The organism is Roseibium aestuarii (genome assembly GCF_008477545.1).
GTDB lineage: Bacteria > Pseudomonadota > Alphaproteobacteria > Rhizobiales > Stappiaceae > Roseibium > Roseibium aestuarii.
The window spans coordinates 18,494-44,206 of the sequence record NZ_VORA01000005.1; the positions used below are offsets into that span (position 1 = coordinate 18,494).

The window sequence follows — 25,713 nt, forward strand, 5'->3', positions numbered from 1 at the left end:
AAGAGAAGGTTGTTTCCTGCGTAGCCGGGGCTTGTGCTGGCGTCAACGCGGAAGTTTTGTTACCGCTTTGTTCTATGATGCATCCGATTCGAGTGCTCGGCATTGATCCGGGCTTGCGGCGGACGGGATGGGGGCTGATCGAGGTGACGGGCAATCGTCTGAGCTTCGTGGCGTCCGGGACCGTGACCTCCGACAACAAGTTGAGCCTGGCCGAGCGGCTGGTCCAGCTTCACGATGGCCTGACCCGCGTGGTGGAGCTGCACCAGCCGGCCGAGGCCGCCGTGGAGCTGACCTTCGTCAACAAGGACGCGGGCGCGACCCTGAAACTGGGGCAGGCTCGTGGGGTTGCCCTGCTGGTGCCGGCCCTTGCGCGGGTGCCGGTCTCGGAATATGCGCCGAACCTGGTGAAGAAGACGGTCGTCGGCACCGGGCATGCGGAGAAGGAACAGATCCGCGTCATGGTGAAGGTGCTGATGCCCAAGGCCGTGTTCGACACGGACGACGCCGCCGACGCGCTGGCCATTGCCATCTGTCACGCGCATCATCGCAACACGAACAGCGGCCGTCTGGCCCAGTTGGGGGCCGCGTGAGCGGACAGCAGGCATGATCGGAAAACTCAAGGGCACCATCGACAGCTATGGCGAGGACTACGTGATCCTCGACGTGCATGGGGTCGGCTATCAGGTGCATTGCCCCTCGCGTATCCTGCAGCATCTGCCGCGGGCCGGAGAGGCTGCCGTGCTCAGCATCGAGACGCTGGTGCGCGAGGACATGATCCGGCTCTACGGCTTCTCCGACGAGGCGGAGCGCGAGTGGTTCCGTCTGCTGATGACGGTGCAGGGGGTTGGCGCCAAGGTGGCGCTGGCGGTGCTCGGCATCCTCAAGGCCTCGGAAATCGCCAATGCCATCGCGCTCGGCGACAAGGCCACGATCTCGCGGGCGCCGGGTGTCGGCAAGCGGGTGGCGGAGCGCATTCTGGCCGAGCTGAAGGACAAGGCTCCGGGCTTTGCCAGCATCGATGCGGGCACGATCGCCGTGTCCCAGTCGGTGGCCGACAACGTGGCGGGCCGTCCGGTGGCGGAAGCCGTGTCGGCCCTCACCAATCTGGGCTACGGTCAGCCGCAGGCGGCGGCCGCCGTGGCGCGCGCTGCCCAGTCCGCCGGCGAGGACGCCTCGACCGAAACCCTCATCCGTCTCGGCCTCAAGGAGCTGGCACAGTGATCGCCCTTGCCTATGCCATCATCGGCGTCGTCTTTGTCATTCTGGCCTTCGGCGGCATCTTCATGCTCGATCACTGGTTCTCCCAGCGGGTCGGCGACCGGCCGTTTGCCATCAAGGGACGCCAGATCGAAAGCGACGATCCCTTCGTTCGCCGTCAGTTCTGGCTCTTCTCGCTGGCCAAGGTCTTCTATTGCTTCGGCCTGATCGGCCTGCTGATCGCGGTGGTGTCCAATGTCGGATGAGCCGCGCATCGTGAGCCCGGAGATCCGGGGCGACGAGATCGACACCACCATGCGCCCCCAGGCGCTGGACGACTTCGTCGGCCAAGCCCAGGCGCGCGCCAATCTCAAGGTCTTCATCGGCGCGGCCAAGGCGCGGCAGGAAGCCCTTGATCACGTGCTCTTCGTTGGCCCTCCGGGGCTCGGCAAGACAACGCTCGCCCAGATCATGGCCCGAGAGCTTGGCGTGAACTTCCGTGCCACCTCCGGCCCGGTGATCGCCAAGGCCGGGGATCTGGCCGCGCTGCTCACCAATCTGGAAGAGCGGGACGTTCTCTTCATCGACGAAATCCACCGGCTCAATCCGGCGGTGGAGGAAGTGCTCTATCCGGCGATGGAGGATTACCAGCTCGACCTGATCATCGGGGAGGGGCCGGCGGCTCGCTCGGTGAAGATCGATCTGGCCAAGTTCACGCTGGTTGCGGCGACGACCCGTCTCGGCCTGCTGACGACGCCGCTGCGCGACCGGTTCGGCATTCCGGTGCGGCTGCAATTCTACACAGTTCCGGAACTGGAACACATCGTCAACCGCGGGGCGCGCATTCTCGGCATCGGCATGGCCGAAGACGGGGCGCGCGAGATCGCCAAGCGGTCCCGCGGCACGCCGCGCATCGCAGGGCGCCTGCTGCGGCGGGTGCGGGACTTCGCCGTCTTCTCCGGCGTGGACACGGTGGACCGGGCGCTTGCCGACCGGGCGCTCAGCCAGCTTGAGGTGGATGGGGCCGGGCTCGACAGTCTCGACCGGCGCTACCTGCAGCAGATCGCCGTGAATTTTGGCGGCGGGCCAGTGGGCATCGAGACGATTGCAGCGGCCCTGTCGGAGCCGCGGGACGCGATCGAGGAAATCGTCGAGCCCTATCTGATCCAGAACGGCTTCCTGCAGCGCACTCCGCGCGGACGGGTGCTGACGCCGCTGGCCTTCGACCATCTGGGACTGGCCGTGCCCAACAGCGCGCCCTCCGCCCAGCCCGGGCTCTTCACCGAACAGGACTGACTGGGCCAGACTGACTGTGCCAGACTGACTGGGCAGCACCGATCGGGCAGGCACGCGCCTGACGACGAGACCGGAGACCTTCATGAGCGACACGCAAGTCCCCGAGATGTCCTGGCCCGGCCTGTCCGGACGGCTGGAGGATGGGTGTCACCGGCTGGGTGTCCGGGTCTATTACGAAGACACGGATTTCACCGGCATCGTCTATCACGCCACCTATGTGCGGTTCTTCGAGCGCGGCCGGTCGGATTTCCTGCGTCTTGCGGGCATCCATCACGCCGAGCTGCTGAAGGAAGGCGCGGGCGGGATCGCCTTCGCCGTGCGCCGGATGGGGCTAGAATTCGTCCGGCCCGCCACCATCGATGACGTGCTCGAGGTGCAGACGCGCCTGACGGCCTTCCGGGGGGCGCGCATCACCCTGGCCCAGACAATCCACCGGGGCGCGGACCTGTTGGTCTCAGCGGATGTGGAAGTGGCGGTGATCTCCGGCGAAGGGCGGCCGATGCGCCTGCCCCAGCGTCTTGCCGAGCGGCTGAGCGCCCTGCTGCCTCGCTGATCGACCCGGGCGGCCGCGTGGTCCTGGACCTGGGTGACCCTCGTCAGATGCGACAGGGGTGAATTCAGCTCTGAATTGAGCTGGTGCGCCGCAAAATTCTTAATGTGTCCTTAACCTTAATAGATTTTCTTGAAAGCCGGATCAAACCCGGCCGACGGTCCCAGTTTCGCCAAATTCAGCCTTCAAAGGAGACAGATCTCCTCAAGTGCGAAGACGTGCGTTCGTTCAGGCGACGGCGCAGAACTGGAGACCAGACCCGTCTGGCCCCGGCCAGGGCGTGACGGATCCGGCTCGCGACGAAGACTGATTTGAATTGACCAAGGGGTCCCGGTTTCATGGCTGATACGGTGAGTTTTTTCGACCTGTTCCTGAAGGCGCACATCGTCGTCAAGCTGGTCATGCTGGGATTGATCATGGCCTCCATCTGGTGCTGGGCCATCATCATCGACAAGACGCTGCTCTTCAACAAGATCGCCCGGCAGATGAACCGGTTCGAGACCGTCTTCTGGTCCGGCCAGTCGCTGGAGGATCTCTATGGCACCCTTCAGAACCGGACGAATCAGGGCATGGCTGCCGTGTTCGTTGCGGCCATGCGGGAATGGAAGCGCAGCCACGAGGGCGCTCGGCCGGCGATTGCCAGCCTGCAGCAGCGCATCGACAAGGTCATGGACGTCACGCTGGCGCGTGAATCCGAGCGGCTGGAAAGCAAGCTGCTGATCCTCGCCACCGTCGGCGCGGCCGGTCCCTTCATCGGCCTGTTCGGCACGGTCTGGGGCATCATGACCGCCTTCCAGGCCATTGCGGCCTCCCAGAACACCAGCCTTGCGGTCGTTGCGCCGGGCATCGCGGAAGCGCTCTTTGCCACCGCGCTCGGCCTGCTTGCGGCCATCCCGGCGGTGATCGCCTACAACAAGCTCTCCGCCGACGTGGCCAAGACGGTCTCGCGGATGGAAGGCTTTGCCGACGAATTCTCCGCAATCCTGTCCCGCCAGATCGACGAAAGGCGCTGATCCCATGGGCATGAGTGCAGGAACTGGTGCGGCCGGAGGCGGCCGTCGCGGGCGGCGCCGGAAGCGCGTCCAGCCCATGAGCGAGATCAACGTCACGCCCTTCGTGGACGTGATGCTGGTGCTGCTCATCATCTTCATGGTCGCCGCACCGCTTCTGACGGTCGGTGTTCCCATCGAGCTGCCCGAAACCAAGGCGGGCGCGCTGGAGGGCGACAACGAGCCGATCACCATTTCGGTGAATGCGGAAGGCCAGATCTATATCCAGGACACCGAGATCGCCATTGACGAGGTGGTCCCGAAGCTGCAGGCCATCGCGGCCAACGGCTACGAGGAACGCATCTATGTGCGCGGCGACCGCGATGCGGATTATGGCACCGTGATGAAACTCATGGGGCGGATCAACGCGGCCGGGTTCAAACGGCTCGGTCTCGTCACTCTGGAAGAACGGGACAAGTGATCCGCCATGCGGGCAGGTCTTATCGCGTCCGTCACCGGCCATCTGGCCTTGCTGCTCTGGGGGCTTATCGCCTTTCCGGATGTGGACAGCTTTGACGCGCCGCAGGTTGAATCGATTCCCCTCGATCTGATTTCCGTTTCCGAGCTGACCAACGTGCAGAAGGGCGAGAAGGACGCGGAAATCCGCGAGATTCCCGCCACGAAGCCGACGGAAAAGCCGGTGGATGCGCCGCAGCCGGTGGACAAGCCGGCGGAGAAGGTGTCGGAAAAGCCGCTGCCGCCCGAGCCGCAGCCCGAGCCCACGCCGCCGCCTGCTCCCGAACCGGAACCGACGCCGGAACCCGCGCCTGCGCCGGAAGCCGCCCCCGAGCCCGCGCCCGCACCGGAGCCTGAACCGGCCCCTGCGGCAGAGCCCGAACCGGCACCGGCAGAAACGCCCGCGCCTGCACCCCAGCCGGATCCGGCGCCGCAGCCCGAAGCGCCGAAGGTGCCGACCAACGCGGTGCCCAAGACCAAGCCGAAGCCGCCCGTGCGCCAACCGGAAAAGCCGAAGGAAGTGGTGGAACCGACCGAGCGTCCGGATCTTCTGGACAAGGTGGAGCAGGCGCTGGCCAACAGCACGACCTCCCAGCAGCCGGCTTCCGCCGGATCGCGTACCGGGGTGGATCATGCCGGCCTGACGGCAAACGAGAAGGACATCATCGCCCAGATGATCCGGGAGAAGTGGAACCGCATGCCGGACCAGTACCCGGACGACCTGAAGGTGGTGCTCGAGTTCTCGCTCACTCCGGACGGCCGCCTGACCGGCGCGCCGGTGGTGCGCAACTCGCATTCGGACCCGCGCTTCCAGGCGCTGGCGTCCTCTGCGGTGCGCGCGGTCTATCGGGTCGAGGCGGAAGGGGGCTTTTCCATCCTTCCGGCCGAGAAATATGATGGTCCGAACGGTTGGAACACAATGCGGCCGACTTTGTCGCCGAATGGTTAGAAAACAGGCGTCGGCGAAAGCCCTGGCGCCGGGCCGGGTGTTGCCGGTCCTCGACACGCAATACCCGCAGGAAAGATCGGTTTGACATGATGATGGTCAGATATTTGCGACATCTCCTTTTCGGTCTGGGGACGCTTCTTCTCGCCCTCCGGCCCGCTTACGCCCTGGTGGAAATCGACGTACGCGGGGGCAATGTCGAGCCTCTGCCGATCGCGCTGCCGTCCTTCTCGGCCGAAGGCGGGGACGCGCGCGTGGCGCAGGAGATGACCCAGGTGATTGCCGCCGACCTGAAGCGGTCGGGCCTGTTCAATCCCCTCGATCCGGCGAGCTTCATCCAGCAGAACATGGGTGTGAACACCACGCCGCGCTTTGGCGACTGGCGTGTGATCTCGGCCCAGGCTTTGGTGACCGGCACCGTGACCGCCCAGCCGGACGGCCGCCTGCGTGCCGAATTCCGCCTGTGGGACGTGTTCGCGTCCGAGCAGCTTCTGGGTCAGCAGTTCTTCACGACGCCGGAAAACTGGCGCCGCCTGTCCCACATCATCGCCGACGCCATCTATGAGCGTCTGACCGGTGAGAAGGGCTATTTCGACACGCGCATCGTCTATGTGGACGAGACCGGGCCGAAGGACAAGCGCGTGAAGCGTCTGGCCATCATGGACCAGGACGGTGCGAACGTGCGCTACCTGACTCGGGGCGATGACCTGGTGCTGACGCCGCGCTTCTCGCCGACGACCCAGGAAATCACCTACATGTCCTATGCCGGGTCCGAGCCGAGCGTCTATCTGCTCAACATCGAGACCGGCCAGCGCGAGATCGTGGGCAACTTCCCGGGCATGACCTTTGCACCGCGCTTCTCGCCCACGGGCCAGCAGGTGGTGATGAGCCTGCAGCAGGGCGGCAACGCCAACATCTTCACGATGGATCTGCGCAGCCGCAGCACCACGCGCCTGACCAACTCGGCCGCGATCGACACCAGCCCGTCCTATTCTCCGGACGGTAGCCAGATCGTGTTCGAATCCGACCGTGGCGGCACCCAGCAGCTCTATGTGATGAATGCGGACGGATCGAACCAGCAGCGCATTTCCTTCGGCCCGGGCCGCTATTCCACGCCGGTGTGGTCGCCGCGCGGTGACCTGATCGCCTTCACCAAGCAGCATCAGGGCCGCTTCATGATCGGGGTGATGAAGCCGGACGGGAAAGGCGAGCGCATCCTCACCGAGGGCTATCACAACGAAGGTCCGGCCTGGTCGCCCAACGGCCGCGTCCTCGTGTTCTTCCGTGATACGCCGGGAGCCAACGGTGGTCCGCAGGTCTGGACCGTCGATCTCACCGGCTACAATGAACAGCGTCTCGTGACCCCGGCCTTCGCGTCGGACCCGTCCTGGTCGCCGCTCATCGACTAACACATCCGGGCAAGGCAGGGAACCGGGGCGTTTAAGCTCCGGTTAACCCTGTTTGCCAATCAGGCATTAACCAGCTTCCTATAGGATCTGTTCACCTTGAACAGGTGCTGGGGTTAGGAGACTTCGAAAATGGTACTTGTTGCGAATACTCTGCGTGGCCTGAAGGCCCTGGCCGTGCTCGGCCTGGTCCTGCTGGTCGCCGCTTGCGCCCAGACCGGGCCGGATGGCCTGAACGGCCAGAACAATGCCACCCCTGGCTCCGGCCAGGACTTCATCGTGAACGTCGGCGACCGCGTCTTCTTCGAGGAAGACCAGTCCACGCTCACGTCTCAGGCCCAGGGCGTTCTCGACCTGCAGGCCCAGTGGCTGAACCGCTATTCCCAGTACACGATCACCGTGGAAGGTCATGCGGACGAACGTGGCACCCGCCAGTACAACATCGCGCTTGGCGCGCGTCGTGCCCAGGCTGCCCGCGACTATCTGGTGTCCCGCGGCGTGGCCGCGAACCGGGTGAAGACGATTTCCTACGGCAAGGAACGTCCGGTCGCCGTCTGCAACGACAACAGCTGCTGGTCCCAGAACCGCCGCGGCGTGACCGTGCTGGACAACGCCACCAACTGAGTTCGATCCGGTTTCAGGATCACAGGTTGCCGGGCCGGGGAGCGTCGCTTCCCGGTCCTTTTTCGTGGAACGGGCCGTTTTGGCAAAATTGCAGGTCGATGCCAAAATTTGGCCGAAGTCGCCGCGCCCTGTGCTAACCCTGCTTCATGCAAGGGGCGAAGCGGAGATGTTCTCCGCTCGGGCGACGACCAGGAGGGTGAGTATGAAAGCTTTGCGGAGGATTGCAGTCCTCCTTGTGGCCGGTCTGCTGATGGGTGGACTGAGCGTTTCGGCGGAAGCCCAGCTCTTCGGCCGTAAGAACGACGATTCGAGCGTGCGCATCGATCAGCTTGAGGAAACGATCCGTGCCCTCAACGGTCAGATCGAGCAGATGACCTATCAGGTGCGCGAGCTGCAGGACCAGCTGCGCCGCATGCAGGAAGACAACGAGTATCGCTTCCAGCAGCTGGAAGGCGGAGCGCCCGCAGGGGCTGCCCAGCCGTCCAACCGTTCAAGCCTGGAAACCCCCATGGACAGCCATGGGGGAGCCTCCGACACCGCGGCTCTGGGGACCCCTCCCCAGACCCTCGGCACCCTGCCGGACGGGGCAGGTGGTGGCGATGCTGACTGGTCTGCCTCCGGCGGATACGGCACCCCCGGTGCTGCTGCCGGTCCGGGCACCGGCCCGATCGATCTTGGCGCCCTTGCCGGCGGATCGGGTGATCCGCTCGCCTTGCCGCAGGATCCGGGCACGGCGGCCAGCGGTGATGCGATTGCCGGTCTGGCCACTGCGGGCGACCCGCGCGCCGAATATGATCAGGCCTACGGGCTCGCCGTGGCCGGCAAGTACGATGCGGCGGCCGAAGCCTTCCGCTCGTTCGTCGCCCTTTATCCGGATCATCCGCTGGCCGGCAATGCGCAGTTCTGGCTGGGCGAAAGCCTCCTGTCCCAGCGCAATTACCGGGATGCGGCCGACGCCTTCCTGCAGGCCTATACGAATTATCCGCAGAGCGACAAGCGCTCCGACAGCCTGCTCAAGCTCGGCATGTCCCTCAACGGTCTGGGTGAGCGGGAAGCCGCCTGCGCGACCTATTCCGAGCTCCTGACCAAATTCCCCGGCGCGGCTCCGGCCGTGTTGCAGCAGGCTCAGGACGAGCGTCGGCGTGCCCAGTGTTCCTGAGCGCGGCGCGCAGGATGACCTTCCGATCAATGACCGTGAACGGGACGGGCTGCTGGCGCCTCTGAGCGCCTTCTCGTCCCTGGCGCTCGGCGTGTCCGGCGGGCCGGACAGCGTTGCCCTCTTGCGGCTCGTCGATGACTGGCGCGTGGCGACGGGCTGGCCCGGGCGGCTGGTGGTCTTCACCGTGGATCATGGCCTGCGGCCGGAAAGCGCGGTGGAAGCGGCCGAGGTTGCCGGGCTCTGCGAGCGGCTCGGTCTGCCGCATCAGACCCTTCTCTGGGATACCGGCCGGCCGGCCCCTGGCGCCGGCAATCTTCAGGCGCTTGCCCGTCAGGCGCGCTACGAACTTCTGAACCACGCTCTCGGGGCTCAAGGGCTCGAGGGGCTGGTTCTTGCCCACCACCGGGATGATCAGGTGGAAACCTTTCTCGATCGCCTGACCCGTGGCAGCGGGGTCTATGGTCTGGCCGGCATGGCGAGCGTCGAAACCGACGGTCTGGTGCGGGTGCCGGTCCTGCGGCCGCTGCTCGGTGTACCCAAGTCCCGTCTGCTTGCCACCTTGCGGGTGCGCGGACAGGGCTGGCGCGAGGATCCGAGCAACAGCAACGTGGCCTTCAAGCGGGTGCGCCTGCGCCAGCTGGCGGAAGAGCTGGCGTGCGAGGGGCTGGACACGTCCCGCATCCTGCAGACGGCCCGACGCATGGGGCGCGCGGCCGAAGCCCTCGACCGGTGGGTTCAGGATCTGCGTGCGGCGCATGTGGAACGGCATCTGGGCGGACCGATGCGTCTTCCCTGGGCCGTCTTTACCGATCTGCCCGAAGAGGTGCGGCTGCGGCTGCTGGGCACCCTGCTGCGGGATCTGGGTCGCCATCAGGTGGCGCAGGGCAGGGCGCACCCGGCGCGGCTGTCCCGCCTTGAGGGTCTGGACGAGCGCCTGCGGGCCGAGGACGGCTGCCGGTCCAGCCTGGGAGGCTGCGTGATCTGGCGGGATGGCGCGGTTCTGCGCCTGTGGCCGGAGCCCGGCCGCGACGCCGCTCAGGCCCCGGTGATCCGTCTCGATGCCCTGGAACGGGTGACCTGGGACAACCGTTACCGGATCGAGGCTGAGGCTAGCGGAGACGATCCGTGTGCGGAGCCGCTGTGCCTCGGGCCCTGGCATCTGGCGCCGAAGGATGGTGGCCTGATGCCGGATGCAGATCACCTGCGCGCCTGGGGCGGAAAGGCCGCTTTCGGTCGCGCGCCCGCCGTGTGGCGTGGGGATCGCGTGGTTCAGATTGTGGGGCTGGACGTGGCCGAAGGTCACAGGGCTTGCGGCTTCGAGCCGCTTTGACCGGTGAGCCGGGGCGTTGCGGGTGTATTTGCTCAAATCCTCGGCAGAAAAGCGAAGACTGAACAGAGCTCTTTAAGAAAAAAGTCAGCCGGGATGCGCAAGAATGGCGCACTGCCTTGGCACAGGGGGTTTTGCGACCTATCTTGAGGCCAAGTCAGTATCCGCACGAGTAGCCGTCCCGGACGGTTCAGGTAACGAGGCGGTCAAGGGAACGAAATGAACGCTAATTTTCGCAACTTCGCCCTCTGGGTGATCATCGCCTTCCTGCTGTTTGCTCTCTTCCAGCTCTTCCAGAGCCCGGGGCAGCGCAGCGCGAACGATGAGGTGCCCTTCTCCCAGTTCATGGATCAGGTTGAACGGGGAGAGGTCAAGGAAGTCACCATCCAGGGGCAGCAGATCACCGGCGCCTATGTCAGTGGTCGTCCGTTCCAGTCCTACGCTCCCGGCAACGCCCAGTTCGTGGAAACGCTGCGGACGAAGGATGTGGTGGTCAACGCCCGTCCGCCGTCAGACAATTTCTCCCTCGTCGGCGCTCTGATCTCCTGGCTGCCGATGCTGATCATCCTCGGCATCTGGATCTTCGTGATGCGCCAGATGCAGGGCTCCGGCGGCAAGGCCATGGGCTTCGGCAAGTCCAAGGCCAAACTTCTGACCGAAGCGCATGGCCGCGTGACCTTCGAGGACGTGGCCGGCATCGACGAAGCCAAGGAAGACCTGCAGGAGATCGTGGAATTCCTGCGTGATCCGCAGAAGTTCCAGCGCCTCGGCGGCCGCATTCCGCGCGGCGTGCTTCTCGTCGGCCCTCCGGGTACCGGCAAGACGCTGACGGCCCGTGCCGTGGCTGGTGAAGCCAACGTTCCCTTCTTCACCATCTCCGGTTCCGATTTCGTCGAAATGTTCGTCGGTGTGGGTGCGTCCCGTGTCCGTGACATGTTCGAACAGGCCAAGAAGAACGCGCCCTGCATCATCTTCATCGATGAAATCGACGCGGTCGGTCGCCATCGTGGCGCCGGTCTCGGCGGTGGCAACGACGAGCGCGAACAGACCCTCAACCAGCTGCTGGTGGAGATGGACGGGTTCGAGCCGAACGAAGGCATCATCATCATCGCGGCGACCAACCGTCCTGACGTTCTGGACCCGGCTCTTCTGCGTCCGGGCCGTTTCGACCGTCAGATCGTGGTGCCGAACCCGGACATCACCGGTCGCGAGAAGATCCTCAAGGTTCACATGCGCAAGGTTCCGCTGGCACCGGATGTCAACGTGAAGACCCTTGCCCGCGGCACCCCGGGCTTCTCCGGCGCCGACCTGATGAACCTCGTCAACGAAGCTGCCCTTCTGGCCGCCCGCCGCTCCAAGCGTCTGGTCACCATGCAGGAGTTCGAGGACGCCAAGGACAAGGTGATGATGGGCGCCGAGCGCCGCACCCTCGTCATGTCCGAAGAGGAAAAGAAGCTCACCGCCTATCACGAGGCCGGCCATGCCCTGGTCGCCCTGCATCAGGCTGCGTCCGATCCGATCCACAAGGCCACCATCATCCCGCGCGGCCGCGCCCTGGGCATGGTGATGCGCCTGCCGGAAAAGGACCAGGTGTCTCTCACCCGCGCCAAGTGCAAGGCCGACCTTGCGGTGGCCATGGGTGGCCGCGTCGCCGAGGAAATGATCTTCGGCTACGAGAAGGTGACCTCCGGCGCGACTGGCGACATCCAGATGGCCACGAAGCTGGCGCGTGCCATGGCGACCCAGTTCGGCATGTCCGACAAGCTCGGCCCGCTGCTCTATGGCGAGAACCAGGAAGAGGTCTTCCTCGGTCACTCGGTTGCCAAGAACCAGCACGTCTCGGACGAAACCCAGAAGATGGTCGACGCGGAGATCAAGTCCTTCGTCAATCAGGGCTATGAGACCGCGAAGAAGATCCTGACCGAGAACGAGGAAGAGCTGCATGTCATCGCCCGCGGGCTTCTGGAATACGAGACGCTCTCCGGTGACGAGATCAAGAACCTGCTCGAAGGCAAGCCGCCGGTGCGCGACAGCGACGACGACCAGCCGGTAGGCCGTTCCTCCGCCGTTCCCTCTGCCGGCGTCAAGCGCGGCGGCGACGAGGCCCCCGGCGGCATGTCGCCCCAGCCGCAGGCCTGACGGAACAAGGGTCCGATCCGATCGATCAAGGGGCGCCTCCGGGCGCCCCTTTTTCATGGGAGAGCGGGGCTTCGTGCTGCTCCTTTCCGCATCGGCAGTTTTCCGTAACACTTGATCACAATTTTTGAACCTTCTGCTGGCAAGACTTGCGTTAAAAGACACTGAACGCAGATCATCCGACCAGATTTCGAGAGCATCGAACACCCATGCGCAAGTTCTTCGGAACCGACGGCATCAGAGGCCGTGCCAACACCCCGCCCATGACCGCCGAACTGGCCCTCAAGGTGGGCATGGCTGCCGGCCTGTCCTTCAAGAATGGCGGTCACCGTCACCGGGTGGTGATCGGCAAGGACACGCGCCTGTCCGGCTACATGCTGGAAAATGCGCTGGTCGCCGGGTTCACCTCGGTGGGGATGGATGTCTTCCTGCTCGGCCCGATGCCGACGCCGTCGGTCGCCATGCTGACCCGCTCGCTTCGGGCGGATCTCGGCGTCATGATTTCCGCCAGCCACAATCCCTTCTATGACAACGGCATCAAGTTCTTCGGGCCGGACGGGTTCAAGCTCAGCGATGCGATCGAGCTGGAAATCGAGAGCCTGCTGGAAAGCGATCTCGCGCCGCGGCTTGCCGCCTCCCAGGAGCTGGGTCGGGCCAAGCGCATCGAAGGTGCTCAGCAGCGCTACATCGAATTCGCCAAGCGCACCCTGCCGCGCGAAATGAGCCTCGAAGGCCTGCGGGTCGTGCTCGATTGCGCCAATGGCGCGGCCTACAAGGTGGCGCCGGAGGCCCTGTGGGAACTCGGCGCCGATGTGGTGACCATGGGCGTCACCCCGGACGGGTTCAACATCAACAAGGATTGCGGTTCGACCGCGCCGGAAGCCCTGTCGCGCAAGGTGCATGAAGTGCGCGCCGACATCGGCATCGCGCTGGACGGGGATGCGGATCGGGTCATCATCGTCGACGAGAACGGTCAGGTGATTGATGGCGACCAGCTCATGGCCGTCGTCGCCCAGTCCTGGCAGTCCGCCGGGCGCCTGTCCCAGCCGGGCATCGTCGCCACCGTCATGTCGAACCTCGGGCTCGAGCGCTACCTTGGCGATCTCGGCCTGTCGCTGGCCCGCACCAAGGTGGGCGACCGCTATGTGGTCGAGCACATGCGCAGCCACGGCTTCAACGTGGGCGGCGAGCAGTCCGGCCACATCGTCCTGTCCGATTTCGCGACCACGGGTGACGGGCTGATCGCGGCCCTGCAGGTGCTGGCTTGCGTCAAGGACCAGAACCGTCCGGTGTCCGAGGTCTGCCGCCGCTTCGATCCGGTGCCGCAGCTCCTGAAGAACGTGCGCTACGCGGGCGGTTCGCCGCTCGAAACCCAGCCGGTGAAGGAAGCGATCCGGGAAGGGGAGGACCGTCTGGGCACCTCCGGTCGTCTGGTCATCCGGGCGTCGGGCACGGAGCCGCTGATCCGCGTCATGGCCGAAGGGGACGATGAGACCCTGGTGCACAAGGTGGTCAACGACATCGCCGAAGTGGTCGCACGCTCCGCTGCGTGAAATCCTCGCCTTCCTCTTGGAAATTTCAGTCTCCCGCCTGTCGTCTTGCAAAATGACAGGCGGGAGTTCTTTTTTGTTAATTTTGGATTTACCTTTAACTCTTCATTAACGTAAAAAATCTCGGTTAAGAAATACGGTTAAGTCGAGATTAATTATTTTTGACCATGGTGATCTCATCTCAATCGAGGCTGCGATGTCTTGCGCGGGCCTTTTTCATTAGGGACGAGGACATGGGACAATTCTTCAAGCGCCTGTCGATGGCTGTCGTCGCCGTTGCCTGCGCGACCTCCGCATTTGCTGCCGACCTGCCTGAGCCGGTCATCGAACATGTTCCGCAGATCCCGGCCGTGGGCGGCTGGTACCTGCGCGGCGACATCGGCTACAAGGTCTATGGTGATCCGTCGGGCAGCTTCCGCGATGGGGTCATCGGTGACCTGCGCTATGTGCGCGAGAGCATGGACGATGCGGTGAACATCGGCGTCGGTGTCGGCTACCGCTTCAACGAGTATTTCCGCTCCGATCTGACGGTTGACTACGAGACCCCGTCGAGCGCCAAGGGTTATGCCTTCTGCGGGCTCTGCACGGGTAACCTGTCGACCGAAGGTGCGGATATCGACGTCTGGACCGTGATGTTCAACGGCTACGTCGATCTGGGCACCTGGTACAACATCACGCCTTATGTCGGTGCCGGTATCGGTGCTTCCTATGTGCGTGCCTCCAACGCCTATTCGATCAACCCGGGTTCCACCGGCACGGTCAACTACTCCGGCACCAACGGTGAGTGGAACCTGGCCTGGGCGCTCATGGCCGGTGCGGCCTATGACATCAACCCGAACTGGACCATCGACGCGGGCTATCAGTACCGCAATCTCGGCATGGCCAAGACCGTGCGTCACACGGGCGTCGGCACCGGCGGAACCCGCGCGAAGTGGGACGATCTGGTGGCCCACGAGGTTCGTCTCGGCCTGCGCTACAACTTCGGCGGTGCGCCGGTCTATTACGCGCCGCAGGCGATCAGCAGCAATTTCTGATCCGCATCCCCGCGGAGATGCTCGAAGAAGGCCGGCCTTGCGCCGGCCTTTTTTGTGCTGGGGGACAATGTTCCCGTGTTCGTGGCCGGGTTGGCGGTGTTCGGCCATTGACGGCGGCACGGGAGGGGAATATCGGGATCAGGGTCCGTGGCAACGGACCCTTTTTGCGTCTTCAAGGGGTAATCGATGACCGCCGCTTGCACCAAGCCTTCCCTTCGTCCCGCCAACCCGAACTTCTCGTCCGGCCCCTGCTCCAAGCGTCCGGGCTGGTCTCTGGAGGCGCTGGCGGATGCGCCGCTCGGCCGGTCCCATCGGGCCCCGGTCGGCAAGGTGAAGCTGGAAGAGGCGATCAACCGGACCCGTGAGGTGCTTCAGGTGCCGTCCGATTATCGCATCGGCATCGTGCCCGCTTCGGACACCGGCGCGGTGGAGATGGCCCTGTGGTCGCTGTTGGGCGCGCGCCCGGTCGACATGGTCGCCTGGGAGAGTTTCGGCGCGACCTGGGTTTCCGATGTCCTGTCCCAGCTGAGGCTGGATGGCACCCGCCGGATCGAGGCTCCCTATGGTGAGCTGCCGGATCTCGGCCAGATCGATTTCTCCCATGACGTGGTCTTCACCTGGAACGGCACGACCTCGGGCGTGCGCGTGCCGAATGGCGACTGGATCCCGGCGGACCGGGACGGCCTGACCATCTGCGATGCGACCTCTGCCGCCTTCGCGCAGGATCTCGCCTTCGAAAAGCTCGATGTGGTGACCTTCTCCTGGCAGAAGGCGCTTGGCGGGGAGGCGGCTCACGGCATGCTGATCCTGAGCCCGCGTGCGGTCGAGCGTCTGGAGAGCTACAAGCCGGCCTGGCCGATGCCGAAGATCTTCCGCCTGACCAAGGGCGGCAAGCTGATCGAGGGCATCTTCGAGGGCGAAACTATCAACACGCCCTCCATGCTCTGCGTGGAGGACTATCTCGATGCGCTGAAGTGGGCGCAGGAGATCGGTGGCCTCAAGGCCCTGTGCGGCCGGGCAGACGCTAACCTCGCCATCATTTCCGACTGGGTCGTCAGCCGCGACTGGATCGAGTTCCTGGCGGTCGATCCGGCCACCCGGTCGAACACTTCGGTCTGCCTGCGGGTGGTGGATCCGGCGATCACGGCTCTCGACGAGAAGGCCCAGGCAGGCTTTGCCAAGCGCATGGCCGCCCTCCTCGACAAGGAAGGCGTTGCCCATGACATCGGCAGCTACCGGGATGCGCCGGCGGGTCTGCGGATCTGGACCGGGGCCACGGTTCAGGCGGCCGATGTGGAAGCCCTCATGCCCTGGCTCGACTGGGCCTATGCGGAGGCGCGCAACGGCCTCGGTCTCTGAGGGCGCCGCACACACGTTGATTTCTCGGGAAGGGGTGGCCTCGTGCCGCCCCTCCGCACGGGCCCTCTCTCCTTCGTCGTCCTCGGGCTTGACCCGAGGATCCAGTACTCCCCGGCCTGTGTTTTCAGAAAAGTTGGACGCCTCAGCCGGTTACTGGACCCCTGCCTTCGCAGGGGTGACGAGACGATCAGCAGTGCCAGGATCTAAGGGTGTTGCGTCGGTGCGCCACCGCACTCTCCTCCGTCCTTGCAGCCCTTGCTGCTGCAATCCATGTGGTGACCTCTCCGCAAACGCTCCGCCCTGCGACAAGGCGGCCTCAGGCACCTAAGGACGTGGGGACAGGTGTCTTCCGGGTGAAGAGCCGGCCGTCGAGGACGACCAGTCCGGCCAACAGCAGCCCGAGGCCGCCGGTCTGCGTGAGCGTCAGGCTTTCGCCCAGCAACAGCGCGCCCAGGATCACGGCCACGGCCGGAACGATCATGGTGACGACAGAGGCGTTGGTTGCGCCGGCGCTGGCCAGAACCCGGAAGAACAGCAGATAGGCGAAGGCGGTTGCGATCAGGGCGAGGGCGAGCACGCAGCCCCAGGCGGTCAGGGAGGTTTCCAGGGGCGTCCAGGACAGCCCGCTGATCAGCGCCACCGGTGCCATGATCACGGTCGAGGCCGTCATCTGTCCCGTGGCGGTGACGAGAGGCGGCATGCCCCGGAACCGGCGCCCCCAGGAGGCGCTGAGGCCATAGGACACGGCCGCTCCAAGACAAGCCAGCTGCGCCCAGACCGGATCATGGGCAAGACCCGTCAGGCTGGAGGAGAGCAGCACGGCAATGCCCCCGAGCCCGACGAGCACGCCGGCGATTCGGTGCAGGCGGACCGGCTCGTGCCCAAGCCACAGCGCGGCGACGAGAAAGGCGAAGATCGGGGTCGTGGCGTTCAGGATCGAGGCGAGGGAGGCGGAGATCGCCGTCTGACCGAGGAAGAGGAGCGAGAAGGGGATGGCGTTGTTCAGCAGGCCCATCACGGCAAAGTCGCGCAGGGTCCTGCGGTCGGTGGGAAAGCGCAGACCCCGGGCGCGCAGCACCAGATGGAGAACGGCGCCGGCCAGCAGGACGCGCAGGAAGACAAGCACCAGAGGCGGGATTTCCGCCACGGCGACCTTCGCGACGACGAAAGAGCCGCCCCAGATGGAGCCAAGGAAAAGAAGCATTAGCCAGTTGAGCAGGGACATCCGGGTCCTCTCCGGGGACATGAGGCAGGTCGTGGTCGGACGGTTTGCCGGACGACGCAAAGGCTCTATCAGGACGCGGGGCCCAAGGACACCCGAAAGACGAGCCGCGCGTGGGGACTTGGCAGTCCTGTCAGGGGTGCGCGGCGGGGCATGCCGAACCGGCCCCGACCCTGTGCCGCCCATGCGCCGCCTTGCGCGGGAGGCTCGTTCCGCAGCCCTGCGCAAAAGGGGGGGGAACCGGCGCAGGAAAATCGCGGTTTTGGGCTCGCATGTTGGGGGGCGAGTGGCTATAGTCCGCCGCGTTTGCCGTGGGTCTTCGGGCTCTGCGGCTGTCTGTATTCGCGCCCCTCGTCATGCCGGGGCGCAGGTTGCCGTTTCAGGAGGGCATAAAGTCCATGGCCAATGTGGTTGTTGTCGGGTCTCAGTGGGGGGATGAAGGCAAAGGCAAGATTGTCGACTGGTTGTCGGAACAGGCCGATGTCATCGTTCGCTTCCAGGGCGGACACAACGCCGGTCACACGCTGGTGATCGACGGCACGAGCTACAAGCTCTCCCTGCTGCCGTCGGGCGTCGTGCGTGGCAAGATGTCGGTGATCGGCAACGGCGTGGTCCTCGACCCGCATGCCTTTGTCGCCGAAGTCGAGAAGCTGAAGGCTCAGGGCGTCGTCGTGACCCCGGAAAACCTGCGCATTGCCGAGAACGTCACCCTGATCCTGTCGCTGCACCGTGAGCTGGACGCGCTTCGCGAAAACTCCAGCACGGGCACCAAGATCGGCACCACCAAGCGTGGCATCGGCCCGGCTTACGAAGACAAGGTCGGCCGCCGGTCGATCCGCCTGATGGACCTGAAGAACCTGGACACCCTGCGCGGCAAGGTGGAGCGCCTGCTGGCTCACCACAACGCCCTGCGTCGCGGTCTCGATCAGGAAGAAGTCTCTGCGGACGTGATCTACGAAGAGCTGACCAGCGTCGCCGATCAGGTTCTGCCCTTCATGGATTCCGTGTGGAAGCTGCTGGACGGCGAGCGCAAGGATGGCAAGCGGATCCTGTTCGAAGGCGCCCAGGGCGCGCTTCTGGACATCGACCACGGCACCTATCCCTTCGTGACCTCGTCCAACACGGTGGCCGGTCAGGCCGCCTCGGGCAGCGGCCTCGGCCCGACCGCCATCGACTATGTGCTCGGCATCACCAAGGCCTACACCACCCGCGTGGGCGAAGGTCCGTTCCCGACCGAGCAGCAGAATGAAGTCGGTGACTTCCTCGGCACCCGCGGTCACGAATTCGGCACCGTCACGGGCCGCAAGCGCCGCTGCGGCTGGTTCGATGCGGTTCTGGTGCGCCAGACGGTCTGCACCTCGGGCATCAGCGGCATTGCCCTGACCAAGCTGGACGTGCTCGACGGCCTGGACGAGATCAAGATCTGCGTCGCCTATGAACTGGACGGCGAGCGAATCGATTACCTGCCGGCCTCCCAAGGCGCGCAGGAGCGGGTGAAGCCGATCTACGAGACCCTTCCCGGCTGGAAGGAATCCACAGAGGGCGCACGCTCCTGGGCCGATCTGCCGGCACAGGCGATCAAGTATGTCCGTCAGGTGGAAGAACTGATCGGGGCTCCGGTGGCTCTGCTCTCCACCAGCCCGGAACGGGAAGACACCATCCTGGTGCAGAACCCCTTCCAGGACTAACTCCTTATAATAAAACGGGATCTGGCCGCGTTTGGCGGTCGGCTCCCGGCTCTTTCGGCGGCTTCGGATCTGCGGGGCCGCCGTTTTTGTCTGTGCCGCAAGGGCAGTTTGCGTCTTGCTGGCAACGAATTGGCGCTTTCGGGGTTCTCACGACTCATGCCAAGCTTTCCCGGTTTCCGTTCCGGCGTCACAGTCGCGGACAGGTTTCAAAGGGCCTCGTGCAAACAAGGGGTTCGCCTGGAAGTTAACTTGGTATAAGCCTTGATGAACATGACAGGACTTGATCCGGCGCAGCAGACGGACTTGAGTCAACGGGCGGGAAGATGGCTGACTATTATTCCATTCTGAAACGGACGATCGAGTCGCTGCCGGAGAACACGGGCGCTGCCCGACGCAGCGTCTACAGCCGTGCGCGCAATGCGATCGTCAACCAGCTCAAGAGTTACGAACCGGCTCTCTCGCCCTCCGAGATCACGGCTGAACAGCTGCGTCTGGAAGAGGCGATCCGCAAGGTTGAAGCCGAAGCCGCCCGTGCGACCCTTGGCCTTTCCGCCCGTCCCGCGCCCGCAGGGTCGGCCGGTGCGTCTGCCACCCCGGCGCCTGCTGCTCCCGCTCCTTCCGCGCCCGCTGCGTCCCCTGCTGCTGCGGCGCCGTCTCCTTCCGCTTCTGCCGCTCCGGCGAGTGCCTCCGCCGGTCTGACGACCCCGCCGAGCGAGCCGGCTGCCGCCCCGGCCGACCCGCGCGCGACCCGCGCGTCCACCCTCGAGACACCCCGCAGCGAACCGTCCTTCGGCGCCAGCCGTCAGGAGCCGAACCTGGGGGCACGGCCCACGGCCGCAGATGCCGCGCCCTCCGTTTCGACCGCAAGGTCGGAGCCCAGCTGGTCGTCCGCACAGGATGACGAGGACCTGGATCAGGACAGCGGTCTGGATGACGGCCCCGAGACTGACTGGGACGGCGAGGACAATACGGATTACGAGACCACCGCCCCTGCGGTACCGGTGGCCGCGCCGCGCAAGTCCAAGCGCGACCGGCGTGGCGAGCGGGCTTCCGACCGGCTGTCCGGCGGCCGGGGCAAGTCCGGCGGGGCCTCCTTCGGTCTGATCGGGCTTCTGGTCCTGATCGTGCTCGGCGCGGGCGGTGTGCTCTATTCCCAGAAGGACATGGTGGCTGCGATGTTCGGGGGTGGCGAAGAGGTCGGCCCGATCGTTGTCGACACGGCGCCGGTTGCCGGCACTGCCGAACCGGAGGCGCCGAGCGACGAGACGCCGGCGGATGCCGCCGACAGCGCCAAGATCGAGGATCGTCTTCTGGACGAGAGCGGTCAGCCGGCGGTTGCTGCCGATGCGAGGTCCGTGACGACCCAGCCCATCGTTCCGGGCCAGGGCACCAGCATGTCCACGACCATTCCGAGCCTGCCCCTGACGGAAGAGCAGGGACAGGACGGCGCGGCCCTGGATGAGGCGGCCCCCGATGATCTCGGCGCCCTTGCGACCGCATCCGATGCGGAGACCGCGCCGGTGCAGCCCGTGGAACCGGGCAATGCCGCCTCCGTGGTGCCCACGGAGACTGCGGGAGAAAGCCAGCGCTCGATCCTCTATGAAGAGGGTGACGTGAACAATGGCGCGGGCACGGCCTCCCAGGGCAATGTGGTCTGGGCGCTGGACACGGACACGAGCCTCGAAGGCAAGGCCTACAAGGTTCTGACCGCGAAGGTCGATATCCCCGACCGGAACGTCACCGTCTCCATGCGCATCAAGCCGAATGACGACAGTTCCCTTCCCGCCAGCCATCTGGTCGAGCTGAAATACGAGTTCCCGAAGGACTTCCCGGCGGGCGACGTGGTCAACGTGCCGGGCCTTGTGATGAAGCCGACCGAAGAGGCGCGTGGCGATGCGCTCGTCGGTGCCTCGGTGAAGGTCTCGCCGGGCTATTTCTGGATCGCCCTGTCGAGCATCGACAGCGAGCGGGATCGCAACCTTGCCCTTCTGCGCGAACGGGCCTGGATCGACATTCCCATGCTCTATGAAAACGGCAAGCGCGGCATCCTCACCCTCGAGAAGGGGGCTGCGGGCACCGATGCGGTCAATCAGGCCATTTCCGCCTGGACGGGGCAGTAGGCCGGACCAGCCGGTGCATTCGGAAGTTTGAAAGGGGCGGTGCCGTGTGCGCCGCCCTTTTTCGTTCGAGCGTCCCGTCACGGCCCCGGTCACGGCCCCGGTCACGGCGTGGGGGCAGTGCGTCGCGCGGTCGGGCGGGGGTTGCCTTTTGGCTTCCGCTCGGGCAATGTCCGACCCGGTCCGAGGGGTGTTCCGCTGCGGCGGGGCTGAGATGGCGCAAGCCGAACCCTTAGAACCTGATCCGGGTCATGCCGGCGAAGGGACGGAAACCTTAGCCTCTTCCCGGATCTCCAGTGTCAAAGCCAGCGGTTGCCTTGCGGCCCGCGGGGACGGGAGATCCTTTCATGCTGGTTCGCCAGTTCAGACGGCCTGTGGCCGTGCCTTGCCTTCATTGTGCCCGCCTCCCGCAGGGGCGCAGCCGGCCCGCGCTCTTGCGCTCGACCCTCGTGCGACGTCGCGACGGGGTGCCGACATGAAGCATCTTCTTGTCCGCCTTGGTCGTTTCGCCCTCGGGCTTGGGCTGTTCGTCGCGCTCTGGGACGGCATCGTGCGTCTCTTCGCGTTGCCGCCCTTCATGCTGCCGTCACCGGCAAGGGTTCTGAGCGCCTTCGCGCAGCGGTGGGACTTCCTGCTGCACCATGCGGCACTGACCCTGGGCGAGACGCTGCTCGGCTTCGTCTTCGGCGTTGCAGCCGGGATCGTCGTGGCTCTGCTTCTCTGGGTCTCGCCTCTGGTGCGCCGGGGGCTTCTGCCTGCTATTCTTGTCACTCAGGCGCTGCCGGTCTTCGCCATCGCCCCTATTCTCGTGCTGTGGCTGGGGTTTGGTCTTGCCTCCAAGATCGTCATGGCCGTGCTGGTGATCTTCTTCGCCGTGACCTCGGCCTTTTATGACGGGTTGACGCGCATGGACGCGGGGCTGGTCGATCTGGCCCGGCTCTATCGGGTCTCCCGCTTCACCGAGCTGCGTCTGTTCCGCCTGCCCGCCGCTCTGCCGGCGCTGGCTTCCGGTATCCGGATTGCCGCCGTCTTCGCCCCCATCGGCGCCATTGTCGGCGAGTGGGTCGGCGCCAAGGGCGGGCTCGCCTTCATCATGCTTCAGAGCAACGCGCGGATGCAGACGGACGTGATGTTCGCCGCCCTGATCCTGCTGGCCCTGATGGTTCTTGTCCTGCGCGCCGTGGTCGACCGCTCGACCCGCCGCCTCGTTCACTGGCAGGCGGAGACCTGACCTGCCACGTCCCTAGGAGGAAACCCATGAAACTTCTGAAATCCCTGACCCTTGCGGCCGGGCTTCTGGTGGCCGGACTGCCGCTTGCCGGCACGGCTCAGGCCAATGAAAAGCTGACCGTCCTGCTCGACTGGTTCGTCAACCCGGACCATGCCCCGCTGGTCACCGCCGTCGCCAAGGGCTTCTTCGCGGCCGAAGGGCTGGATGTGGAGCTGGTGGAGCCGGCCGATCCGGCCATGCCGCCGAAGCTGCTTGCCGCCGGACAGGGCGACATTGCCGTGTCCTATCAGCAGACCCTCAATGCCCAGATCGAGGAAGGTCTGCCGGTCGTGCGCATCGGCACGCTGGTCGCCACGCCGCTCAACAGCCTGATCGTCCTGAAGGATGGTCCGGTGAAGGAACTTCCCGACCTGAAGGGCAAGAAGATCGGCTTCTCCGTCTCCGGCTTCGAGGATGCCATGCTGGGCGCCATGCTGAAGAAGGCCGGATTGACCCTGGATGACGTGGAGCTCATCAACGTCAACTTCGCCCTGTCGCCGGCGCTGCTCTCCGGTCAGGTGGATGCGGTCATCGGCGGCTATCGCAATTTCGAACTGACCCAGCTCGAGCTGGAAGGTCATGCGGGCCTTGCGTTCTATCCGGAGGAAAACGGCGTGCCTGTCTATGACGAGCTGATCTATCTGGCCCACAAGGACAAGCTGGACGATCCGCGCCTGCCGAAGTTCCTGGCGGCCATCGAGGCAGCGACCATCTATCTGACCAATCATCCGGATGCGGCCTGGGACGCCTTTGTGGAGACCTATCCGAACCTCAAGGACGAGCTCAACGAGCGCGCCTGGGCCGACACGCTGCCGCGCTTTGCCAAGAGCCCGGCGGCACTCGACAAGGGCCGCTACGAGCGCTTCGCCGATTTCCTGCTGGAAGCGGGTCTGATCAAGACCGCCGTTCCGGTCGAGACCTACGCGACCACGCTGCGCTGACGGCTCACCGATTCCAGGCGACAGGACTTTCGAGGCGGGGCGACCGGACGGGTTGCCCCGCCTCTTTTGTCTTCAGGTTTCGGCGAGAGGGGCAAGCGCCGGGGATCGGTCGACGTCGGTCGTGGCAAAGGCGCGGGCGAACTGGCCGTAGAAGCCCGTCAGCCGCTCGGGTGCCAGGGTCCGGCAGGTGTCGAGATGCGCGCGGGCATCCTCGGCGCGGCCTTCGCGCCAGGCGTCGATCATGGCCTGATGGGTATGGGACAACTCCTGGAAGGGAGGCTGGGCGGCGAGGGTCTCGTCGCCGATCAGCGCGAAGAGGCGGACGGGCTCGCTCTTGCCTTTCAGCGGGATCTCGCGGGCTTCCAGATAGGCGAAGTCGGGCACGGCGTCTCGGGTGGCGGCGGAGACGAGCAGGTCGGCGCCCGCCTCCTTGCAGCTGGATTCGATGCGCGAGGCCACATTCACCGCATCGCCGATGACCGAATAGTTGAAGCGCTGGTCCGAGCCCATGTTGCCGACACAGGCCTCGCCGGTGTTGATGCCGATGCCGATCTGCACGCTCTGGACCTTGAAACCCCGGGCGCGGAAACCGAAGCCGTCGTCCCGGTTCAGGGCGTCGAGCCGTTCCAGCATGGCCAGACCCGCGCGGCAGGCGAGACGCGGATGATCGGTCTGGAGCAGCGGCGCGTTCCAGAAGGCCATGATGCTGTCGCCGATATACTTGTCGATGGTGCCGTCCTTGCTCAGGATTACGTCCGAGAGGGGCGAGAGCAGGGTGTTGAGGAAGCTGACCAGTTCCTGCGGCGTGAGCTGCTCGGAAATGGGCGTGAAGCCGCGCACGTCCATGAAGAGGATGGTCATGTCGCGCAGGTCGCCGCCCAGCACCAGCTGCTCCGGCGAGCTCTCCAGCTGGTTGACCAGATGGGGCGACAGATACTGGCCGAAGGCCTGCCGGACGAAGCGTTTCTCCCGCTCGGTGATCACGTAGAGAATGGCGGTGGCCGTGGCAAAGACCAGGAAGGCGGCGATGTTCGGATAGACCGGGTCGATCAGCAGCCCTTCCTCGAAGAAGAGCAGGGCCGAGCCGCCCATGAGGAGCGTGGCGATGGCGGCGCCGAGCAGGGCGGTGCCGATGGAGCCGAGGGCCGGAAAGGCGAAGATGACCAGCGACCCGACGACGAAGGTGACGAGGGTTTCCGCCCCATCCGCCCAGTCGGGGCGGCTGATGTAGACCTCTTGCAGGATCTGCTCCAGCGCCTGGGCATGGATCGAGACGCCGGGAACCACCTGACCGAGGGCCGTGGCGCGAATGTCGAGAAGACCGACCGCGGAGGTTCCGACCAGCACGATTTGCCCCTCGACCCAGGGGCGCACCTGATCGCGCAAGGCAGGATCGAAGAGATGGCGTGCGGAGAGATAGCGCTCCGGGCGGTCCGTGTCGTAGCGGACCCAGAACTCCCCATCCGCCGTGGTGGGCACTTCATAGGCGCCGATCTTCACGGCGGTGACGGCGTCGGCGCCGCTGTCCACCTGTCCCGAGGCCCCGGTGGAGCGAACGATGATGCTGCTCGCGCCCTGGGCCACACGCAGGGTTTCGGCCGCGAGGCTCGGATAGAGCCTTTCCCCGTCCGAAAGGATCAGCGGAATACGCCGCACGATGCCGCGCGTGTCGGCAGAAGACAGGGACACACTGCCGGTGCCGCTGGCCCGGGCTTCCAGCATGTCGAGGGCGGGGAGAAGGGCGGGCTCCGGCTTCAGGAAGGTGACCGGATCGGTGCCCGCATGGGCGAAGGAGGCCTTGGGCTGCGGCGCGCGGCCCGTCGCCTTGCCGACGGTGGCGAAGCCCAGCACCACCGGGGCTTCGGCGATGGCCTCTGCAAAGGCGGCATCATTGTCGGCAAGCGACGAGAGGGTGCCGATGATGAACTCCTCGTGCACCTTGTTCTCGAACTGAATGGTCTTGGCGATATTGGGGGGCGAGGAGCGGTCGGGCTCGGAGAAGATCACGTCAAAGGCGATGGCCGCCGCCCCCAGCTCGTTGAGGATCCGCGTCATTTCCGCCAGGCGCGTGCGCGGCCAGGGCCACTGGCCGAAGGCGTTGAGGGTTTCCTCGTCGATGTCGACGATGCGTACCGGCGGATCGCCATAGTCGCGCGGGGCGAGACGCTGGTAGCTGTCGAAGGTCAGCTCGCGAACGGAGGCGAGGAATTCCGGATCGGCGGCGCGCAGCAGGGTGAGGACGGTCAGGAGCGTCACCGAGGTGACGGCAATCAGCGCCCGTTTCGACAGGATGTGTTTCCAGACCGCAGCCATGCCCTTCAAGGCCCCTTCCATCCCGTCGCGGGTCGCGTCGTCCATGCGGGCGACAGGGTAGGGGGCCGGTGAC

At 65.4% G+C, this 25,713-nt stretch carries 22 protein-coding genes and 1 riboswitch; of the genes, 20 read left to right on the forward strand and 2 right to left on the reverse strand.

What is annotated here, in order from left to right; genetic code table 11:
• Window positions 1-74 precede the first annotated feature (74 nt).
• The 16 genes from ruvC (at window position 75) to FR728_RS15670 (ending at window position 16,089) form a co-directional block, all read left to right on the forward strand.
• Entirely contained in the window at window positions 75-590 is a 516-nt protein-coding gene (ruvC, locus tag FR728_RS15595) for a crossover junction endodeoxyribonuclease RuvC (protein ID WP_149893672.1), read from the forward strand.
• Between the two features lie 13 nt (window positions 591-603).
• Complete coding sequence (ruvA, locus tag FR728_RS15600) at window positions 604-1,221, forward strand: Holliday junction branch migration protein RuvA (RefSeq protein ID WP_149893673.1); 618 nt, start codon at window positions 604-606, stop codon at window positions 1,219-1,221.
• On the forward strand, window positions 1,218-1,463 hold the full coding sequence (locus FR728_RS15605) for an endonuclease (RefSeq protein WP_149893674.1): 246 nt from the start codon (window positions 1,218-1,220) through the stop codon (window positions 1,461-1,463). Before ruvA ends, FR728_RS15605 begins: the two co-directional genes overlap by 4 nt.
• Complete coding sequence (gene ruvB / locus FR728_RS15610) at window positions 1,453-2,493, forward strand: Holliday junction branch migration DNA helicase RuvB (RefSeq protein WP_149893675.1); 1,041 nt, start codon at window positions 1,453-1,455, stop codon at window positions 2,491-2,493. Before FR728_RS15605 ends, ruvB begins: the two co-directional genes overlap by 11 nt.
• Before the next feature lie 82 nt (window positions 2,494-2,575).
• Window positions 2,576-3,046, forward strand: coding sequence for a tol-pal system-associated acyl-CoA thioesterase (gene ybgC, locus FR728_RS15615; protein WP_208998864.1), 471 nt, complete (start codon window positions 2,576-2,578; stop codon window positions 3,044-3,046).
• A gap of 335 nt (window positions 3,047-3,381) precedes the next feature.
• Window positions 3,382-4,056 carry a protein TolQ gene (gene tolQ, locus FR728_RS15620; protein WP_149893676.1) on the forward strand — a complete coding sequence of 225 codons (675 nt, stop codon included), beginning with the start codon at window positions 3,382-3,384 and terminating at the stop codon, window positions 4,054-4,056.
• Window positions 4,057-4,060: 4 nt separating this feature from the next.
• Entirely contained in the window at window positions 4,061-4,513 is a 453-nt protein-coding gene (tolR, locus tag FR728_RS15625) for a protein TolR (RefSeq protein ID WP_149893677.1), read from the forward strand.
• A 6-nt stretch (window positions 4,514-4,519) separates the two neighbouring features.
• Window positions 4,520-5,497: an energy transducer TonB gene (locus FR728_RS15630; RefSeq protein ID WP_149893678.1), complete on the forward strand. Its 978-nt coding sequence runs from the start codon at window positions 4,520-4,522 to the stop codon at window positions 5,495-5,497.
• Between the two features lie 92 nt (window positions 5,498-5,589).
• The gene (tolB, locus tag FR728_RS15635) at window positions 5,590-6,903 is read left to right on the forward strand and encodes a Tol-Pal system beta propeller repeat protein TolB (RefSeq protein WP_244304695.1); all 1,314 of its coding nucleotides are present in this window, start codon (window positions 5,590-5,592) and stop codon (window positions 6,901-6,903) included.
• Window positions 6,904-7,032: 129 nt separating this feature from the next.
• Window positions 7,033-7,524, forward strand: a complete 492-nt coding sequence (gene pal / locus FR728_RS15640; RefSeq protein WP_149893680.1) for a peptidoglycan-associated lipoprotein Pal — start codon at window positions 7,033-7,035, stop codon at window positions 7,522-7,524.
• Window positions 7,525-7,726: 202 nt separating this feature from the next.
• Window positions 7,727-8,683 carry a tol-pal system protein YbgF gene (gene ybgF / locus FR728_RS15645; RefSeq protein ID WP_149893681.1) on the forward strand — a complete coding sequence of 319 codons (957 nt, stop codon included), beginning with the start codon at window positions 7,727-7,729 and terminating at the stop codon, window positions 8,681-8,683.
• Window positions 8,667-10,013, forward strand: coding sequence for a tRNA lysidine(34) synthetase TilS (tilS, locus tag FR728_RS15650; RefSeq protein ID WP_149893682.1), 1,347 nt, complete (start codon window positions 8,667-8,669; stop codon window positions 10,011-10,013). The genes ybgF and tilS overlap by 17 nt, the downstream gene beginning before the upstream one ends.
• 216 nt (window positions 10,014-10,229) lie before the next feature.
• Window positions 10,230-12,149 carry an ATP-dependent zinc metalloprotease FtsH gene (ftsH, locus tag FR728_RS15655; protein ID WP_149893683.1) on the forward strand — a complete coding sequence of 640 codons (1,920 nt, stop codon included), beginning with the start codon at window positions 10,230-10,232 and terminating at the stop codon, window positions 12,147-12,149.
• 206 nt (window positions 12,150-12,355) lie between these two features.
• Window positions 12,356-13,699 (forward strand): phosphoglucosamine mutase, encoded by a 1,344-nt coding sequence (gene glmM / locus FR728_RS15660; protein ID WP_149893684.1) that lies wholly within the window; start codon window positions 12,356-12,358, stop codon window positions 13,697-13,699.
• 230 nt (window positions 13,700-13,929) lie between these two features.
• Window positions 13,930-14,730, forward strand: a complete 801-nt coding sequence (locus tag FR728_RS15665; RefSeq protein ID WP_149893685.1) for an outer membrane protein — start codon at window positions 13,930-13,932, stop codon at window positions 14,728-14,730.
• Window positions 14,731-14,916: 186 nt separating this feature from the next.
• Window positions 14,917-16,089, forward strand: a complete 1,173-nt coding sequence (locus tag FR728_RS15670; RefSeq protein ID WP_149893686.1) for a phosphoserine transaminase — start codon at window positions 14,917-14,919, stop codon at window positions 16,087-16,089.
• Between the two features lie 316 nt (window positions 16,090-16,405).
• Here the strand turns inward: FR728_RS15670 and FR728_RS15675 are convergent, their stop codons facing one another.
• Window positions 16,406-17,314: a DMT family transporter gene (locus FR728_RS15675; protein WP_149893687.1), complete on the reverse strand. Its 909-nt coding sequence runs from the start codon at window positions 17,312-17,314 to the stop codon at window positions 16,406-16,408.
• Between the two features lie 395 nt (window positions 17,315-17,709).
• Between FR728_RS15675 and FR728_RS15680 the strand changes: the two genes are divergently transcribed.
• The 4 genes from FR728_RS15680 to FR728_RS15695 all read left to right on the forward strand — a co-directional run bounded on the left by FR728_RS15680 (window position 17,710) and on the right by FR728_RS15695 (window position 23,327).
• Entirely contained in the window at window positions 17,710-18,999 is a 1,290-nt protein-coding gene (locus tag FR728_RS15680) for an adenylosuccinate synthase (protein ID WP_149893688.1), read from the forward strand.
• A 323-nt stretch (window positions 19,000-19,322) separates the two neighbouring features.
• Window positions 19,323-21,119, forward strand: a complete 1,797-nt coding sequence (locus FR728_RS15685; protein WP_149893689.1) for a hypothetical protein — start codon at window positions 19,323-19,325, stop codon at window positions 21,117-21,119.
• A 173-nt stretch (window positions 21,120-21,292) separates the two neighbouring features.
• Window positions 21,293-21,399: riboswitch (TPP riboswitch) on the forward strand.
• 192 nt (window positions 21,400-21,591) lie between these two features.
• Entirely contained in the window at window positions 21,592-22,347 is a 756-nt protein-coding gene (locus FR728_RS15690) for an ABC transporter permease (protein WP_149893690.1), read from the forward strand.
• Between the two features lie 26 nt (window positions 22,348-22,373).
• Entirely contained in the window at window positions 22,374-23,327 is a 954-nt protein-coding gene (locus FR728_RS15695; protein WP_149893691.1) for an ABC transporter substrate-binding protein, read from the forward strand.
• 72 nt (window positions 23,328-23,399) lie between these two features.
• Here FR728_RS15695 and FR728_RS15700 read toward each other — a convergent pair whose 3' ends face one another.
• Window positions 23,400-25,685 carry a CHASE2 domain-containing protein gene (locus FR728_RS15700; protein ID WP_244304686.1) on the reverse strand — a complete coding sequence of 762 codons (2,286 nt, stop codon included), beginning with the start codon at window positions 25,683-25,685 and terminating at the stop codon, window positions 23,400-23,402.
• Between the last annotated feature and the right edge of the window lie 28 nt (window positions 25,686-25,713).

Excerpts from the sequence above, each read along its gene's own strand:
- FR728_RS15680 (WP_149893688.1), top strand. The coding sequence starts at position 17,710 with ATGGCCAATGTGGTTGTTGTCGGGTCTCAGTGGGGGGATGAAGGCAAA.
- ruvA (WP_149893673.1), top strand. The coding sequence starts at position 604 with ATGATCGGAAAACTCAAGGGCACCATCGACAGCTATGGCGAGGACTAC.
- tolQ (WP_149893676.1), top strand. The coding sequence starts at position 3,382 with ATGGCTGATACGGTGAGTTTTTTCGACCTGTTCCTGAAGGCGCACATC.
- glmM (WP_149893684.1), top strand. The coding sequence starts at position 12,356 with ATGCGCAAGTTCTTCGGAACCGACGGCATCAGAGGCCGTGCCAACACC.
- FR728_RS15700 (WP_244304686.1), bottom strand. The coding sequence starts at position 25,685 with ATGGACGACGCGACCCGCGACGGGATGGAAGGGGCCTTGAAGGGCATG.
- ruvC (WP_149893672.1), top strand. The coding sequence starts at position 75 with ATGATGCATCCGATTCGAGTGCTCGGCATTGATCCGGGCTTGCGGCGG.
- ybgF (WP_149893681.1), top strand. The coding sequence starts at position 7,727 with ATGAAAGCTTTGCGGAGGATTGCAGTCCTCCTTGTGGCCGGTCTGCTG.
- pal (WP_149893680.1), top strand. The coding sequence starts at position 7,033 with ATGGTACTTGTTGCGAATACTCTGCGTGGCCTGAAGGCCCTGGCCGTG.
- ruvB (WP_149893675.1), top strand. The coding sequence starts at position 1,453 with ATGTCGGATGAGCCGCGCATCGTGAGCCCGGAGATCCGGGGCGACGAG.
- FR728_RS15675 (WP_149893687.1), bottom strand. The coding sequence starts at position 17,314 with ATGTCCCTGCTCAACTGGCTAATGCTTCTTTTCCTTGGCTCCATCTGG.
- FR728_RS15685 (WP_149893689.1), top strand. The coding sequence starts at position 19,323 with ATGGCTGACTATTATTCCATTCTGAAACGGACGATCGAGTCGCTGCCG.
- ybgC (WP_208998864.1), top strand. The coding sequence starts at position 2,576 with ATGAGCGACACGCAAGTCCCCGAGATGTCCTGGCCCGGCCTGTCCGGA.
- FR728_RS15665 (WP_149893685.1), top strand. The coding sequence starts at position 13,930 with ATGGGACAATTCTTCAAGCGCCTGTCGATGGCTGTCGTCGCCGTTGCC.
- FR728_RS15630 (WP_149893678.1), top strand. The coding sequence starts at position 4,520 with ATGCGGGCAGGTCTTATCGCGTCCGTCACCGGCCATCTGGCCTTGCTG.
- FR728_RS15690 (WP_149893690.1), top strand. The coding sequence starts at position 21,592 with ATGAAGCATCTTCTTGTCCGCCTTGGTCGTTTCGCCCTCGGGCTTGGG.
- FR728_RS15695 (WP_149893691.1), top strand. The coding sequence starts at position 22,374 with ATGAAACTTCTGAAATCCCTGACCCTTGCGGCCGGGCTTCTGGTGGCC.
- tolB (WP_244304695.1), top strand. The coding sequence starts at position 5,590 with ATGGTCAGATATTTGCGACATCTCCTTTTCGGTCTGGGGACGCTTCTT.
- FR728_RS15670 (WP_149893686.1), top strand. The coding sequence starts at position 14,917 with ATGACCGCCGCTTGCACCAAGCCTTCCCTTCGTCCCGCCAACCCGAAC.
- tolR (WP_149893677.1), top strand. The coding sequence starts at position 4,061 with ATGGGCATGAGTGCAGGAACTGGTGCGGCCGGAGGCGGCCGTCGCGGG.
- ftsH (WP_149893683.1), top strand. The coding sequence starts at position 10,230 with ATGAACGCTAATTTTCGCAACTTCGCCCTCTGGGTGATCATCGCCTTC.